Origin of the sequence: Robbsia andropogonis (assembly GCF_034047095.1) — a bacterium.
Classification (GTDB): Bacteria; Pseudomonadota; Gammaproteobacteria; order Burkholderiales; family Burkholderiaceae; genus Robbsia; species Robbsia andropogonis.
Genome location: NZ_CP139170.1, coordinates 524,581 through 539,761, shown reverse-complemented (window position 1 = coordinate 539,761; position 15,181 = coordinate 524,581). Strand labels below are relative to the sequence as shown.

The 15,181-nt window shown below is 57.3% G+C and carries 14 protein-coding genes and 1 riboswitch; of the genes, 8 read left to right on the top strand and 6 right to left on the bottom strand.

All coding sequences use genetic code 11. The features are described from left to right. Positions 1–6: 6 nt before the first annotated feature. The 6 genes from SJQ66_RS15975 (at position 7) to madM (ending at position 5,067) form a co-directional block, all read left to right on the top strand. Positions 7–930, top strand: a complete 924-nt coding sequence (locus SJQ66_RS15975; protein WP_320535000.1) for an ABC transporter permease subunit — start codon at positions 7–9, stop codon at positions 928–930. 5 nt (positions 931–935) lie between these two features. Continuing rightward, positions 936–2,141 carry an ABC transporter ATP-binding protein gene (locus SJQ66_RS15970; protein WP_407691557.1) on the top strand — a complete coding sequence of 402 codons (1,206 nt, stop codon included), beginning with the start codon at positions 936–938 and terminating at the stop codon, positions 2,139–2,141. Beyond that, positions 2,138–3,184, top strand: a complete 1,047-nt coding sequence (locus SJQ66_RS15965) for a dipeptide ABC transporter ATP-binding protein (RefSeq protein WP_024903408.1) — start codon at positions 2,138–2,140, stop codon at positions 3,182–3,184. The genes SJQ66_RS15970 and SJQ66_RS15965 overlap by 4 nt, the downstream gene beginning before the upstream one ends. Positions 3,185–3,519: 335 nt before the next feature. After that, positions 3,520–3,831 carry a biotin-independent malonate decarboxylase subunit gamma gene (locus SJQ66_RS15960; RefSeq protein WP_320534999.1) on the top strand — a complete coding sequence of 104 codons (312 nt, stop codon included), beginning with the start codon at positions 3,520–3,522 and terminating at the stop codon, positions 3,829–3,831. A gap of 58 nt (positions 3,832–3,889) precedes the next feature. Beyond that, on the top strand, positions 3,890–4,285 hold the full coding sequence (madL, locus tag SJQ66_RS15955) for a malonate transporter subunit MadL (RefSeq protein WP_024903409.1): 396 nt from the start codon (positions 3,890–3,892) through the stop codon (positions 4,283–4,285). Between the two features lie 14 nt (positions 4,286–4,299). Further along, positions 4,300–5,067 (top strand): malonate transporter subunit MadM, encoded by a 768-nt coding sequence (gene madM, locus SJQ66_RS15950; protein WP_024903410.1) that lies wholly within the window; start codon positions 4,300–4,302, stop codon positions 5,065–5,067. Positions 5,068–5,300: 233 nt separating this feature from the next. Here the strand turns inward: madM and SJQ66_RS15945 are convergent, their stop codons facing one another. The 6 genes from SJQ66_RS15945 to SJQ66_RS15920 all read right to left on the bottom strand — a co-directional run bounded on the left by SJQ66_RS15945 (position 5,301) and on the right by SJQ66_RS15920 (position 12,706). After that, positions 5,301–6,215, bottom strand: a complete 915-nt coding sequence (locus SJQ66_RS15945) for a LysR family transcriptional regulator (RefSeq protein WP_024903411.1) — start codon at positions 6,213–6,215, stop codon at positions 5,301–5,303. Positions 6,216–6,497: 282 nt separating this feature from the next. Then, a complete protein-coding gene (gene metF, locus SJQ66_RS15940; protein ID WP_320534998.1) occupies positions 6,498–7,331 on the bottom strand; it encodes a methylenetetrahydrofolate reductase [NAD(P)H] in 834 nt (277 codons plus the stop codon). Between the two features lie 32 nt (positions 7,332–7,363). Then, positions 7,364–7,753: a phage holin family protein gene (locus SJQ66_RS15935; RefSeq protein ID WP_024903413.1), complete on the bottom strand. Its 390-nt coding sequence runs from the start codon at positions 7,751–7,753 to the stop codon at positions 7,364–7,366. Between the two features lie 96 nt (positions 7,754–7,849). Next, positions 7,850–9,271, bottom strand: a complete 1,422-nt coding sequence (gene ahcY, locus SJQ66_RS15930; protein ID WP_024903414.1) for an adenosylhomocysteinase — start codon at positions 9,269–9,271, stop codon at positions 7,850–7,852. A 31-nt stretch (positions 9,272–9,302) separates the two neighbouring features. After that, positions 9,303–9,440, bottom strand: a riboswitch (S-adenosyl-L-homocysteine riboswitch). Between the two features lie 36 nt (positions 9,441–9,476). Then, positions 9,477–11,549: a hypothetical protein gene (locus SJQ66_RS15925; RefSeq protein ID WP_176026031.1), complete on the bottom strand. Its 2,073-nt coding sequence runs from the start codon at positions 11,547–11,549 to the stop codon at positions 9,477–9,479. 245 nt (positions 11,550–11,794) lie between these two features. Then, on the bottom strand, positions 11,795–12,706 hold the full coding sequence (locus SJQ66_RS15920) for a hypothetical protein (protein WP_024903416.1): 912 nt from the start codon (positions 12,704–12,706) through the stop codon (positions 11,795–11,797). A 576-nt stretch (positions 12,707–13,282) separates the two neighbouring features. On the opposite strand from SJQ66_RS15920, the gene SJQ66_RS15915 reads away from it, so the two are divergent. Next, positions 13,283–14,581 carry an amino acid permease gene (locus SJQ66_RS15915; protein WP_236693391.1) on the top strand — a complete coding sequence of 433 codons (1,299 nt, stop codon included), beginning with the start codon at positions 13,283–13,285 and terminating at the stop codon, positions 14,579–14,581. A 188-nt stretch (positions 14,582–14,769) separates the two neighbouring features. Beyond that, the gene (locus SJQ66_RS15910) at positions 14,770–15,108 is read left to right on the top strand and encodes a hypothetical protein (RefSeq protein WP_157685018.1); all 339 of its coding nucleotides are present in this window, start codon (positions 14,770–14,772) and stop codon (positions 15,106–15,108) included. Positions 15,109–15,181 lie beyond the last annotated feature (73 nt).

Here is a 15,181-nt window from a genome sequence, read left to right as displayed (position 1 = left end):
ACCAAGATGAGTCGATTACAACCCAGCGTCGATGCTGCCTTTCCTGCGGCAGAGCAAGGCGGCCTGCGCTTGCGCGCGCGGGATTTCGTACGGCAGTTCTCGACCAATCGAGGAGCAGTCGTCGCCTGCCTGCTATTGGTGTTATTGGTGATGGCCGCCGTGTTTGCACCATGGATCGTGCCACATGATCCGATCGTGCAATATCGAGAAGCGATCCAGCAGCCCCCAGTCTGGGAGGTGCATGGCAGTACCCGCTTCCTTCTGGGCACCGATGAAGCAGGCCGCGATATCCTCTCACGCCTGCTGTATGGCGCCAGGCTCAGCCTGCTGATTGGCTTATTATCGGTATTCATGGCGATGATTCCCGGAACGATACTGGGCTTGATCGCCGCCTTCTATCCGCGCTGGATGGACGCGCCGGTGATGCGGCTGATGGATATCTTGCTCGCACTGCCGTCGCTGCTGCTCGCCGTTGCCGTGGTCGCCGTGCTGGGCCCCGGTCTTGTGAATACGATGATGGCGATCGGCATCGTCGGCTTGCCAGCCTTCACCCGACTGACACGTGCAGCCGCACAGTCGGAACTGCAGAAGGACTATGTCACGGCATCGCGTCTTGCCGGCGCGGGCACATTGCGCCTGATGTTCTCGCAGGTATTGCCGAACTGCGCAGCACCATTACTAGTGCAGGCCGCGCTCAGTTTTTCCACGGCGATCCTGGATGCCGCGGCGTTGGGTTTCCTCGGCCTTGGCGTTCAACCGCCTTCCGCCGAATGGGGAGCCATGCTTTCGTCGGCACGCGATTACATCGACAGCGCATGGTGGATCGTGACGATGCCAGGCCTTGCCATTCTGGTCACCGTGTTGGCAATCAACCTGTTCGGCGATGGCTTGCGTGACGCGCTCGATCCAAAATTGCGGAGGTTGCGTTGAATTCATTGCTTGACGTGCAGGACGGCCGAGTTGGCACGGGCGGTACAGGAGAGACACTGCTCGATATCCAAAACCTGAGTGTCGCGTTCGATGGCGCACCTGCGGTGCAACGGGTGAACTTCACGGTCAGCGCTGGCGAAGTCGTCGGTGTCGTAGGAGAATCCGGCTCCGGCAAGAGTGTGACGATGTTGGCCTTGATGGGGCTGATCGATGCGCCCGGCAAAGTGACGGCGGACCGGGTCGCGTTTAACGGTCAGGGCCTTCTGACAATGTCGGCACGCCAGCAACGGCAGATCATCGGTCGCGATGTGGCGATGATTTTTCAGGATGCGCAATCGAGCCTGAATCCAAGCTATACAATCGGCTTTCAGATTGCCGAGGTCTTGAAACGACACGAGGGCCTGCGAGGCCGGGCCTTGGAGCAACGGATTCTCGCCCTGCTGGAGCAGGTCGAAATCCCGGATGCAAAGAACCGGCTGAAGTCCTATCCGCACCAGATGTCGGGCGGAATGAACCAGCGGGTCATGATCGCGATCGCCGTGGCCTGCAATCCCAGGCTATTGATTGCCGACGAGCCTACGACCGCGCTCGACGTCACCGTACAGGCGCAGATCATGAGCCTGCTGCGCAGCCTCCAACGCGATCGTGGCATGGCGATGGTACTGATCTCACACGATCTGGCCGTGGTTTCCGAAATGGCTGACCGCGTCGCGGTCATGTACGCAGGCGAGCTGATCGAGCGGCAGGCGGTGCCGGCGATTTTCCAGGCGCCGCGACATCCCTATACCTCGGCGTTATTGGCCGCCATCCCCGAGCATAATCGCGGTGCCTTGCGCCTAACGGCCTTAGGCGGCACGGTGCCCGGCAAGGACGATCGCCCCACTGGCTGCTTATTCGCGCCGCGCTGTGCCTTTGTCGAACCGGCCTGCCAAACGGCGCGCCCGGCATTGTTGCCGCCGGATTCACAGCGTGCTTTACCGCCAACGTTGCAGGGCGAGGTACCGCCCGTGTCAGAGACTGCTGCACCGCTTGCTTCGCTTCCGCATTCGCAGTCTGCATCGAACGTCGCTGTAGGCGCTGCGGCAACGCAACCGGCGCGGCCGTCCGCGTCGGTTACGACCGAGGCGGAAGCAAACCGACTCGATCCGATGACGCCACTGGTCCGATGCATCAAACCACTGCCGGTGCGGGCCACAGGAGATGCAGCATGATCGAAAGCCCTCACGCAACGTCCATTGACGGGGAGTGCACGCAAGGCACGGTCGCCGATGCGCTGGACATCGCCTTGCAAGCGCACGCGCTATCGAAGCTTTACCCGGTGCGCAGTGGCTGGTTCGGCGGCAACAAGACCTTACGTGCGTTGAACGGCGTTTCCTTATCGCTCGAACGGGGTCGGACGCTGGGGGTCGTTGGTGAATCCGGTTGCGGCAAGTCGACGTTGGCGCGCCAGTTGACGATGGTAGAGACACCGACCGATGGCCGTCTCGTCATCGACGGTCGCACCATCTCCGAAAACGGAAAACGTCTATCCAACACTCAGGATGCCGACTTACGCCGACGCGTCCAGATGGTCTTCCAAAATCCGTATGCCTCGCTGAATCCGCGCAAGACGATCGAACAAGCCTTGGGCGAGCCGCTTCGGATCAACACCGACCTGAGCGCGACGGACCGGCTCTCGCGCATTCGCGACATGATGCAAACGGTGGGATTACGTCCCGAGCATCTGCGGCGCTACCCGCATATGTTCTCCGGCGGCCAGCGTCAACGCATCGCCATCGCGCGTGCGATGATCGTCGAGCCCTCGATCGTCGTGGCGGACGAGCCGACATCGGCGCTCGACGTCTCCGTGCAGGCGCAGATTCTGAACCTGTTCCTCGATCTGCAGGAGCAGTTCCGGACGAGCTACGTTTTCATCTCGCACAACCTGTCGGTCATCGAGCACGTGGCACACGACATGATGGTGATGTATCTGGGCGCCGTCGTGGAGACAGGTGAGAAATCGCGTATCTTCAGTCGTGCACGACACCCCTATACCCGCGTACTGATGTCCGCCACGCCGGCGTTGCGCGCGGAAAACCGACGCGACAGGATCGCCATCGAAGGCGAATTGCCGTCGCCGCTGGCGCCCCCGCCAGGCTGCACCTTCCATCGGCGCTGCCCTTATGCGGTCGAACGGTGCCGTAGCGAGGTACCGATACTACGTCCCGTGGACGGTCGCCAAGTGGCATGTCATCGCGCTGAAGAAATAGCGTGATGCGGGTTGGCACCGGCCCCGCTCTCACGCCATCGGCACCGCGGGGATAGTTACGCGTACTCGGCCAAGCCACCACGCCCTTGGCCCCGTTCACACGGCGTTTCAAAACCGTCGCGCGGTAGGACCTGGTGCCTGGCGGTCAGCGAAGCAGGGAAAACCCCTGGATATCCCCGTCCAGCACTCCAGCCCGGTCCCATCACGGTGTCGGCGTTCACGTCGAACGATCATTACTCTCGTGATAACGGATACACCCCGAGCGTCATTGAAATGGCGTACCTCGCTCCCTAGACTTGCCTCATGTCCATTAAGAGCCAGGCCCAGTCATGCTCCACGCGATGGGCAAGGAATTGGCGGCACGGGCCACGCGCCGCTCGCTTGCCGATCTCGACGCGTTCGCCGCGCGAGTCCCGCCGATGGCCTACAACATCGACAATGACGCATCACTCGGGCTACTCTGGAAGCTCCTGAGCGTAACCACCGCCGATGCACCGACCCGCGCCGATCAGACTACCGTTGAGAAGGCGCTGCGCGCCGCTTTCGACGACATCCACAACGACCCGTCGCGCGGTCTGGAACATCAGCTCGGCAGCAGGCACCGCGCGGCCTCCACAACCGTTGGCCGCAAGCTACGGGAGCAATGGCGGTAGCGCCTCACTTCTCAAGCCGGCTCGTCAGAAGCCGATAAAGATATTAAAGGAGACAGTAATGATCATCTATGGAACTGCACTTCTCGCGTTCTGTCATCTCGCGGGACTTTTTCTTGGCGACCTGCTAGGCGCCGCGATAGGCGTGAAGACGAACGTCGGCGGTGTCGGCATCGCGATGCTGCTGCTGATTTTCCTCAAGCTCTATTTGCACAAGAAAGGACTGTTGCCGAAGGAGACGGAAGCAGGCGTGGCTTTCTGGGGCGCGATGTACATTCCTGTCGTGGTGGCGATGTCCGCCAACCAGAACGTCGTGGCTGCACTCAAGGGCGGCCCCGTCGCCCTGCTTTCGGCATTGGCCGCCGTGGCCGTCTGCGCATGCTGCATCGCCGTTCTCTCCCGCACCGGTCGCGACAACACGTCGTTCGCGAACGCTCCGCACCTTGAAGAAACCTGAATCAGGAGTGAATCATGTTGGAAATTCTCAATAAAAACCTGGTTCAAAATGGCCTCATCACCGCGTTCGCGTTGGTGGGCCTGATCATGTGGGCATCGTCGCTGTTATCGCGCAAACTGACTTTCGGGCGCGTGCACGGCTCGGCAATCGCAATCGTGATCGGCCTCGTGCTCGCCTATGTCGGCGGCGCATTCACCGGCGGACAGAAGGGTATCGCCGACCTGCCGCTCTTCACCGGCATAGGCCTGATGGGCGGCGCGATGCTGCGTGATTTCGCCATTGTCGCGACCGCGTTCGAGGTACAAGCCACCGAGGCGCGCAAGGCGGGGATGATCGGCGTGGTGTCGTTACTGCTCGGTACCTTGCTGCCCTTCATCGTCGGCGCAAGCATTGCTTACGCGTTCGGGTATACCGATCCCGTCAGCATGACGACCATCGGCGCGGGCGCGGTCACCTATATCGTGGGACCGGTAACAGGCGCGGCGATCGGCGCGAGCTCGGATGTGATCGCGCTCAGCATCGCCACAGGCCTGATCAAAGCGATCATCGTGATGATCGGCACACCGCTCGCGGCCGGTTTCATGGGACTGAAGACGCCGCGCTCCGCAATGATCTTCGGCGGCCTTGCGGGGACGGTGAGCGGGGTCAGCGCGGGGCTCGCCGCGACCGATCGTCGGCTCGTGCCCTATGGGGCGCTGATCGCGACGTTCCATACCGGCATTGGCTGCTTGCTCGGACCTTCGCTGTTGTTTTTTTCGACGAAGGCTTTGATGGGCGCTTGATACGCCTGGAAGTATCCGCTTTTTGTCTACGGTTTACATGGCACGCGAGCGCATCCGTTTTAGCGTCACGCCAGAAGGGCTCGCCTCGCCATCGAGATGTCGCCGGTCAACGGGCTACACCCGATTGACCAGCGTGATTTATAAGGAAATCGTGATGCATTGCAGCAATATGGCACTGCCAAACCTTGCCGCGCTGATTGAACGGTAACAGGTGAGGGAGAAAGGGCCGGCACTCAGCCAGCCCTTCTCGTGCAAAGACGGCAGACAGCCATCAGCGCCAACAGGTTCGGGTCACGCTCGCGCGCGTGTAAAAAGCTGACACCGATCGACTGGCGCATCAGATATTGCGGCTTGAGAGGAATAAATTGCACCTTGTCGCCGAACACTCCGCGCACGCGGCCAGGTAACAGCGTATATCCGACCCCACCACTCACAAGATTCATCAGTGAAAAAATATCGCCGACTTTCATGGTGACGTTCGGCGTGAATTCCGCAACCCGAAACGCTTCCATGAAGCCCCGATAGGTTGCAAATCCCTCGCCAAGGGAAACGAAGGTCTGGTCGCGGCAGTGCCGCAAATCGATTGCTTCCTGGTTCGCATACACTGAATCGGCGGGCGCCGCGAAAAAGATGTCGTCTTCGAAAAGGGGGATGAATTCGACTTCGGGCTCGGCGTCCGGCGATGCCATGAGAGCCGCATCGATGGTGCCCTGCCTCAGCCTGTCGAGCAGTTCTGCATTCGAACCAAGCACGAGTTCGACCTGGAGCGTTGGTCGCCGTACCTTGAGGTCGACGACAATGTCAGGCACGGTCTTGATAGTCAGCGAGTACAGCGAGCCGATCTTCAGCCGATCCGACGAATACCCCGCCGCCTCACGGGTCGCGTGAATGCCGGCGGACATCAGCGTGAGCACCTCCTGCGCTACATCGGCCAGCATTCGCGCTGCATCCGTCGACTTGAGATTGCGGCCTTCATGCCGGAACAGCGCACATCGTACGCCCTGTTCGAGCGAGTGCAGCGCGCGATGCACGCTGACCGTGCTGACATTCAGCGCTTCGGCCGCCTTCGACAAGCTTCCAGTCTTCATGAACGCGAGCAGGAACTCAAGCTTGCGAAAGGTAATCTCGTCGTCGATTCGGTCGCGCATGTTGATGCAGGGAGTGATGGAAATGGACGATTATCGGCGTATGCGACCGCTGGACAAGTAGCGATAAACCCGCGACACGCGGGCTGCGGGCTGCGGGCTGCGGCCGTTATAGTAATGAAATCACCCTCACGCGATGAAAACGCTCTCACGCTGACGCGTTCCCTTGCAGGGCGAGCAGATAACAACGTAGCGCGTCAAGTGATTGCCCAGCGGGGCAGGCAATGGAAAAACGCAGGGCGCTCGGTTGAGCGTCCTGCGTTTATTAGGCGATACCCGACGATATCAGGCCGAAATGATGTTCCTGCAGATATCACTGGTTGCCGCGGCGGTATTCAACGTATAAAAATGCAAGCCCGGGACGCCGCCGTCAATCAGACGTCGACACATCGCACTGATGACATCCACGCCAAATGCCCGGATTGATGGCAGATCATCACCATACGATTCCAGCCGTCGCGCGATCCAGCGTGGAATCTCCGCACCGCACATCTCGGAGAAACGCACCAATTGCGAGAAATTGGTGATCGGCATGATACCCGGTACGATCGGCAGCGTTGCACCCGCCGCGCGTGCATCATCAACGAAGCGGAAATACGCATCCGCGTTGAAAAAGTACTGTGTGATCGCCGAATCCGCACCCGCATCGACCTTGGTCATGAAATGCTTCAGGTCTTGCCGGGCATTTCGAGACTGCGGATGGCATTCCGGATAAGCCGCCACTTCGATATGAAATGCGTTACCCGCATGCTGGCGAATGAAGGCAACCAGATCCGACGCATAGCGGAACTCGCCCGTGTCGACCATGCCTGACGGCAGGTCACCACGCAATGCGACGACGCGACGGATACCGGCTGCACGGAACGTATCCAGCGTCTGCGTCAGACTCTCGCGCGACGCGCCCACACAAGACAGATGCGGCGCCGCCTCGACACCCTCGGCGGCAATGGCCTTGACGGTATCCAGCGTACCTTGCTGCGTGGACCCGCCCGCGCCATACGTCACCGACATGAAACGAGGATGGAATTCGCGCAAGGCCGCGCGAGTGGCGGCCAACTTTGCCACCCCTTCCTCGGACTTAGGCGGGAAAAACTCGAACGAAATTTCGATGGCAGCCATCGATGACACCTGTCAGAAGACCGCGCCCGCGGTCAGACGAAGCCAGAACCCGAAGCGCCATTGCTGACGCCCCAGCTCAACCCATGCCCGAGAACGAGCGCGGACAGTAGCCACGAAATAATGCTGTACAGCAGGGAGCCGAAAAACGCCGACCAGAATCCGCTGACCTCGAAGCCCTTGAGCAACCAGGCGGCGAATTGGAACAGCAAGGCGTTGATCACGAGGATGAACAAACCCAGCGTAATCAAGGTCACCGGTAGCGTCAGCAAGACCAGGATCGGACGGAGCAGGATATTGATCAGACCCAGCACCAGCGCCACGACCAATGCGGTCCCGAATCCCCGGATCTTGATCGAGGGGATCACATACGGCAGGATCAACAGCGAAACTGCATTGATCAGCCAAGCCAGCAGCCAGTCCATGTAAAACTCCTTCGGTGAACGCGCCGACTTGAATCGCTGCCGATCACGACGAGGCGACCCTGCTCCGGCGCACGCGCTCCCCGCGTGCAACGCGGATTAGTAGCGATAGTGCGCCGGTTTGAACGGCCCTGCCTTCGACACGTCGATGTACTTCGCTTGTGTGTCCGACAGTTCCGTCAATTCGGCGCCAATGCGGCCCAGGTGCAGACGAGCAACCTTCTCATCCAGATGCTTTGGCAGCACGTACACCTTGTTTTCGTACTTGTCGCCTTGCGTGAACAATTCGATTTGTGCCAGCACCTGGTTCGTGAACGAATTCGACATGACGAACGACGGGTGCCCCGTGCCGCAGCCCAGGTTCACCAGGCGACCTTCGGCCAGCATGATGATGCGCTTGCCGTCCGGGAACACGATGTGATCGACTTGCGGCTTGATGTTGTCCCACTCGTACTGACGCGTGGAAGCCACATCGATTTCCGAATCGAAGTGACCGATATTGCAGACGATTGCCTGGTTGCGCATCGCCTTCATGTGATCGTGGTTGATCACGTGCAGGTTACCGGTGGCCGTCACGAAGATGTCCGCACGCGATGCCGCGTAGTCCATCGTCACGACCCGATAGCCTTCCATCGCCGCTTGCAGTGCGCAGATCGGATCGATTTCCGTCACCCAGACCGTGGCGCCCAAGCCACGCAACGACTGTGCGCACCCCTTGCCAACATCACCGTAGCCGGCCACCACCGCGATCTTACCGGCGATCATCACGTCGGTTGCGCGCTTAATGCCGTCGACCAGCGACTCACGGCAACCATACAGGTTGTCGAACTTCGATTTCGTGACCGAGTCATTGACGTTGATCGCTGGGAACGGCAGACGGTTTTCGCGCTCCATCTGGTACAAACGATGTACGCCCGTCGTGGTTTCTTCGGTCACGCCCTGAATGGCCTTCAGACGCACCGAATACCAGTGTGGATCCTTCGCCAACCAGGTCTTGATCGACTTGTAGAGGGCGGTTTCTTCTTCATTCGTCGGGTTGGCGATCACCGAAGGGTCCGTTTCCGCGCGCGTGCCCAGGACCAGCAATAACGTGGCGTCGCCACCGTCATCGAGGATCATGTTCGCGTATTCACCGTTCGGCCATTCGAAAATGCGGTGCGCATAATCCCAATACTCGTCGAGTGTCTCGCCTTTCACCGCAAACACGGCGGTGCCGTTCGCGGCGATAGCGGCGGCGGCGTGATCTTGCGTCGAGAAAATATTGCACGATGCCCAGCGGACATCCGCGCCCAGTGCTTCGAGCGTTTCGATCAGGACCGCGGTCTGGATTGTCATATGCAGCGAGCCGGCGATACGTGCGCCCTTCAACGGCTGCGCGCCGCGAAATTCGTCGCGAATCGACACCAGACCGGGCATTTCTGTCTCGGCGATCGCGATTTCTTTCTTGCCCCAGCCGGCCAGTGCGATATCGGCAATGACGGCTTCGGTGTTCGGGGAGGATTTCAATACGGCAGCGTTCATCACGCCTCCTTTTCTAAAGTGGATAGAAATCAAGACGTGAGCGCCGTTGCGGCCATTTCCTGGCCGTTGACCCGGGCGGTATAGGCAGCACCATGTAGAGTGCCGCCGGGCCGGAAACCCCGTTTTCCGAGCCTGGCGGGCAAAACCCGTCGCAACGCTCCTCGGAAGGTCCCCGATTGTAGCAAAGTTTTTGTGACGAAAGCGTTTATTCAGGTGCGGGCCGACTAAGTGTTAACGTCGGATAACGACCACTTGGACCTGGCTGATACGGCGGCTCCTCTGGCAATATTGCGCGACTGGAGAGTGGCCGCTCCGACATCAAACCATTCCGGTATCGCGTGTGTTCGCTTATGTCACTGCGTCCATGGCTAAAAATGACGTTTTCCCTATTGGTGCCGGGAGGAAGGAGGTTATGTCCCGCGATACGCTCGGACGGCGACCATTCACCCCCGGGCATTCGTTTTCGTTGATCGATCCTGGTGCGGTTGATGACAGCGTGGGTATATCGATGTTCAAACTGCATTGTTTGGACATGCCTAAGCGTGATGTCAACCGCGTTCTTCCAGTAGGCGCACTGGAAAATCGTATCGCTCGTGAAGCGCGGCTTGACTTTTGTCAGATCATGAACGATGTCGCCGAGGAAGGGGAGTACTGCGTGGAAAGTCGCTATACCCACCGCCCGTCGATATCGGCTTTCCTCACGCGCGTGATCCGAGGCGGCACGCCTTGCGGCTTTTTCCGCCTCCGCCACCACATATTTATACTGCGATCGACTTGGCGCGACACTACTTATCACTGCGCCGAACACGAAACAGATCGACCACAGTTGCTCGTCACGTCTTTGTTCTTTCCTGAATTTATCGTATTCCTCGCGCTGATCAGGCCTTTTTTCGTAAGTAGCGGCATAACGCGCTGGATCGTATTTGAAGTCGGCTCGAAATCTCGTGGCGAAAATATCGGCAGGATGTTTCAGGATCGCACACGCCAAATTCGCCAACTCCCAGGGATCACTGATGCCGAGTCGCGAAAGTGGAAGCAATCCGTCTATATAACGCAAAGGCGCGCCGACGACCAAGAACTCCCTGTACGAACACTCTGTCGAACGTTCCTCGTTAAATATGGCCCGTGACGAAAACGTCGATTTCCCCTGGTTTTTAGTCTTTTCGTTATTTTGCCTCAGCCTCTCGATGGCATCGGCAATCTCTTTTTCCTTCTCGCCGTATCGGGCGATGAATGCCATATTAAACAGACTAAAAATGGTTGTGATCGCGTGTTCGCGTAGCGACGAATAACGATCGAACGCGTGCTCCTCTTCATCATTGGCTCCCCGCGCCTCCGCTTTCGCAAGGTCACGCAATCGACGGAATATTTTATCAATCAAGCCAATCTTTAACATCGGCCAATCTTTGTCCGTATCGATACTTTCCTTCAGCTGCTCCAAAGCGTCAGCATACATGGCCGAAAAATCGAGAGGATCATTGCCCAAGGCTCGCGGCACACATAGCCAATCATTTTGAACAACACCACGCAGACGGATTGCGCCAGCCTCTGCCGGAATGCTGACGGAAAAACGCGACAACGCATAGAAATCCGACTCCGCCATATAGTCAGTCTCTGGGTGTGTCGACCGAGCCTTAGCCACATTATCTTTGGCAACCCGGCAAATTCCGCGTCGTCTGGCATGATCCTCGACATGATGAAAAGCGTAATTTTTTAGTCGCTCAAAGGCAATCAATGACAACGTTAAATCGTGATCAAGCAGAAGGACACCAAAAGCGCGCTTTAGGCCCAAACGATAGCGCACAGGAATTTGCGAGATGAAATATTCCTCTGAATCAGCCTCACCTGCGGATCCACCGCAAGAAAAAAACAGCCATTCAACCAAGCGTCGACTTCGTCCGCGCTTATTTTTCTGCTTCCTGAGTTCGGCTTTGGCTTTGATGTAAGAAAAAACCGCGAGATCGCTATCCAAGTTACGAAAAAACACAGCCTCATACGCCGCGATTACTCGCAACCCAAGATAGTAGCGCGACACCTCATCGTCCTCGAATGAATCAAATACCAATGGCGTTGTCATGCGGTGCGTCTTGCGCAGTAAATCCTCGATGCCCAAGGTAAACACGTTTGAACCAGTATTGGAAACATGCACGCCGTTTTTATCAAGAAACTGCTTCACATCGTCCCACGTCGGATCAGCCTCAACTGACTCCTCTACCCCATCTCGACTGGAGACATCATCCGCCAGCCCGCTGAAAACACCAGAATCGGGCATCGGCAACGTATCAATCTCCGTATGTCCACTGCCGCTCTCACAGCGCCTTAACAGCGTTTGTGTCTCACTCCCGGAATACGTCTTATACATCAGCCCCCACCAAAGCACTTACTTTCCGAAATAAGACGACAAACATCGAACGGTGTCACCAATAAGCATTTCCACATCCCGTTTCGCAGAAACACATGGTTATCTTGTCGCCCTGCTTCATTATCGAGACCGCATGTCCGGCGCTACATCGCATGCCGTATTCAACGTCGAGTAGCGAGACTCGCATGGTTTGCTCGCCCCGAACGGCTTTCCACATAGACGTTCCGTGAATCGTCTGTTGTCGAATTCATGTTCGAGAAAGTGTGCGCGCGTAAATGATCACTTGGCGCTGAAAACATATCTTGTCCGTATCGGGTATCAAGTCCGAGATTTAGCCGCGGATAAGATAACGGCGTGCCCTCGAAAGGCGAATCGTTAAACGAACCGAATTCGTAGCGCCCCCGACCTGTAACGAGCGCGGAGATCCGTTCAGCCGCGCTGAACCTGGATCGATGATCTGCCTGATACCCGGACCCGCTCATATCTTCCCGATACCGACCCACGTCATGGCCATCGCTCCCGCGTCCATGGCGCCGCACCTTCGGTATCGCTCCCGTTGACGCCCCCCCTTCCTTTTGCCCACTCAGCGGCGCTGTCGCGCTGGCGCGCTGCTGGGCGCGTCTTGCCCGAGCGGCGCTATTCGGGCGCCCAAACTTTGGCAGGGCCGCGCTGGCGGCAGACTGCATATGCGCCGCGGTCACCCTCGCACGGTATTGCTGAAACTCGGAAGATATTTCTTTATGATCGTTCAAAATATCCCGCCGGTGCGCTGCGACCTTCATAGCGGCCGTCTTTAAAGGCTTCGCCGCAACTTGGCCGACGGTACTTGCAATTCCATTCACCGTCGGTACGATCTCATTGTCGAGAATCCGTGTGGCCTCCGCGATCTGAGCAGGCTCGGCGAGCGGCGTCGGTGCGTGCATATCCCACGTGGCTTGCGTCAATCTCTCGATCAACTTATCGAGGGGTGGACCACCAGCGTCTTTTATTTTTCCGGCGGCGTCCAGAAACGCTGCGATATGATCCAGGAAATCGCAAAACCTGCTGCGGCCATCGCCCTCCTTCCATTCCATCCCTGTATGGCGCCACGCACGACTTGCCTCGAGTTGAAGCAAGGCGGCATCATTGTCGACATTCCAATCGTATTCCTTAATCCTGGCTGCAGTACATTCCTCGCACTTTTCGCAACTTCCATTTGTAGCAGAATTTCGACAGCTCACCTCGCCCTCCGTTTATCTAGCCACCCCTTATTCCGTTCCCTAAAAATAACCAATCCAGACGCAATCCGACAGTCGTCCGCATGACCTAACATTTGATCTTGCAACGTTGCGCTTTGCAGTAAGGGACAACGGGACAATGACTTAATCAATAGGGGAGCACGATGGATTCGATGATCCGGATTTCGACCGCTATCTTTCTCGCTTTGCAAGATGCAAGATGCAATATGTAATATGCATTGCGAAACACTTAGAATCTTCCAAGCGACGATCATCTTCCTTCCACCACTTCATTCTTTAACGGCGAGTGCAATGTATTTTTTGTCGCAACTGCTCAGGACAAAGCCTGTTGGAGAGGCATCGGGGCATCAACACCCAAACAACGCGGCGCGGCCTTGCCTGCAGCGCTCCCTTGGAGCGCTTGACCTTGTCATGCTTGGCATTGGTGCCATTGTCGGCACAGGGATATTCGTCTTGACAGGTACCGGTGCGATGATGGCCGGTCCGGGCCTAAGCCTTTCATTTATTGTCGCAGCATTGGCTTGCGGCTTGGCGGCACTGTCTTACGCTGAGTTCGCGTCTTCGATTCCGGTAGCGGGCTCGATCTACACCTATACCTATATCGCCATAGGAGAATTGGCTGCTTGGCTAATGGGTTGGATCCTTGCACTAGAATATGGCCTCGCAGTCTCAGCGGTTTCAATCGGGTGGTCCGGCTACTTCCAATCCTTGCTCAGCGGCTTTGGTATCTCGGTGCCTATCGCATTGCAGGCTGCACCGGGGTCAATCCCTGGTGTAGCGACACTCTTTAATCTGCCCGCATTTCTAGTAGTAATGTTGATTACGTCGCTATTAGCTATTGGTATCCATAGCACGTCTAAAGTCAACAACGTAATGGTCGCCATAAAGATCGGCGTCGTACTGCTCGTGATCGGTGTTGGCGCGTTTCATGTGCGGCCTGAAAACTGGCGCCCGTTCCTGCCCATGGGCATTTCCGGGGTGTTCCAAGCCGCTGCCATCATGTTTTTTGCCTATATCGGATTTGATGCGGTAAGCGGTGCATCGGAAGAGGTAAAAAACCCGAAACGAGACTTGCCGATTGGCATCATCGGATCGCTGCTCGTATGCACGATCTTATACATCGGAGTTACCACAGTCCTGACAGGCATCACACCTTGGCAGAATTTTGCTGGCATTGCCCACCCGGTTTCCCTTTCTTTTCAGCAAATCGGGGTGAACTGGATGGCCGGATGTATCGATTTAGCCGCCGTCGTGGGAATGCTGACAGTCATGTTGGTCATGGCTTACGGACAGACCCGTTTGTTATTCGCCATGTCGCGCGACGGACTGCTGCCGCCGGCCCTTTCGACAGTCCACCACCGTTTTAAGACGCCCTATCTGGCAACTTGGCTTGTTGGTCTTGTGTTTGGCCTCATCGGCGCCCTAGTGCCTTTGCAAAAACTTGCTGAGTTAGTCAATTTCGGTACGTTGTCTGCTTTTGCAATGGTATCCGTATCAGTCATCGTAATGCGCCATACGCATAAAGATCTTCATCGCGGCTTCCGATGCCCAGGCGTGCCCTGGATTCCCGGCGTGTCCATTGTGATGTGCTTGTTTTTACTCATGCAGTTACAGACACTGACCTGGATCGCTTTTGCAATCTGGGTGTTAGCGGGGCTGTTCGTTTATTTCGGCTATGCACGTAAGCGCGCACATATCGGCCGTCGATGACTTGACTCACGCTGCCTGAACAGTACGACAGCGCTCAGGCTTGTCACACTGCGCGTGTTCCGCGAGTCGTTTTTTTATCCTGTCCACATGGCTAGGTGCCCGACGATACGGTCATAAGGATGACTTTATCATCAATAATAAAGTAATGATCTGACCCTGCATTGCAGGGGCATGTGCTGCAGTTAGCAGTGCTTGATCTGCCTGGAACAGGCATCGTTCATGTCACCTTACTGTACGCCGAGGATCCAGAATATTGTCTTATTTTTGGGTCGCTGTCCGAACACGGCGTCAGCCAGCAAGACCTGACTCATATGAGTAAGAGGGCGTTCGGGAAATACCTCCGGCATTACCGCGAAGTATCGGTATTGTTGGAACCATGGGGCGATACCAGGGTGCTGGATCTCGCAAGCTTTCCATCGGTAAGTGCTCTGATAACAGCGTTGGAAGACAATCTGCGTCTAGCCGGATTCACCGTGGGAACGCATCACGATTTCCGTGTCCAGGCGATTGTTCCGGTGCGTCGCTGAGGCGATCCCCAAAGTGGGCAGCGGCAGCCCGATCGTCGCCCCTGCCCCTTAAAGCAAATGCGCCATGCTAAAT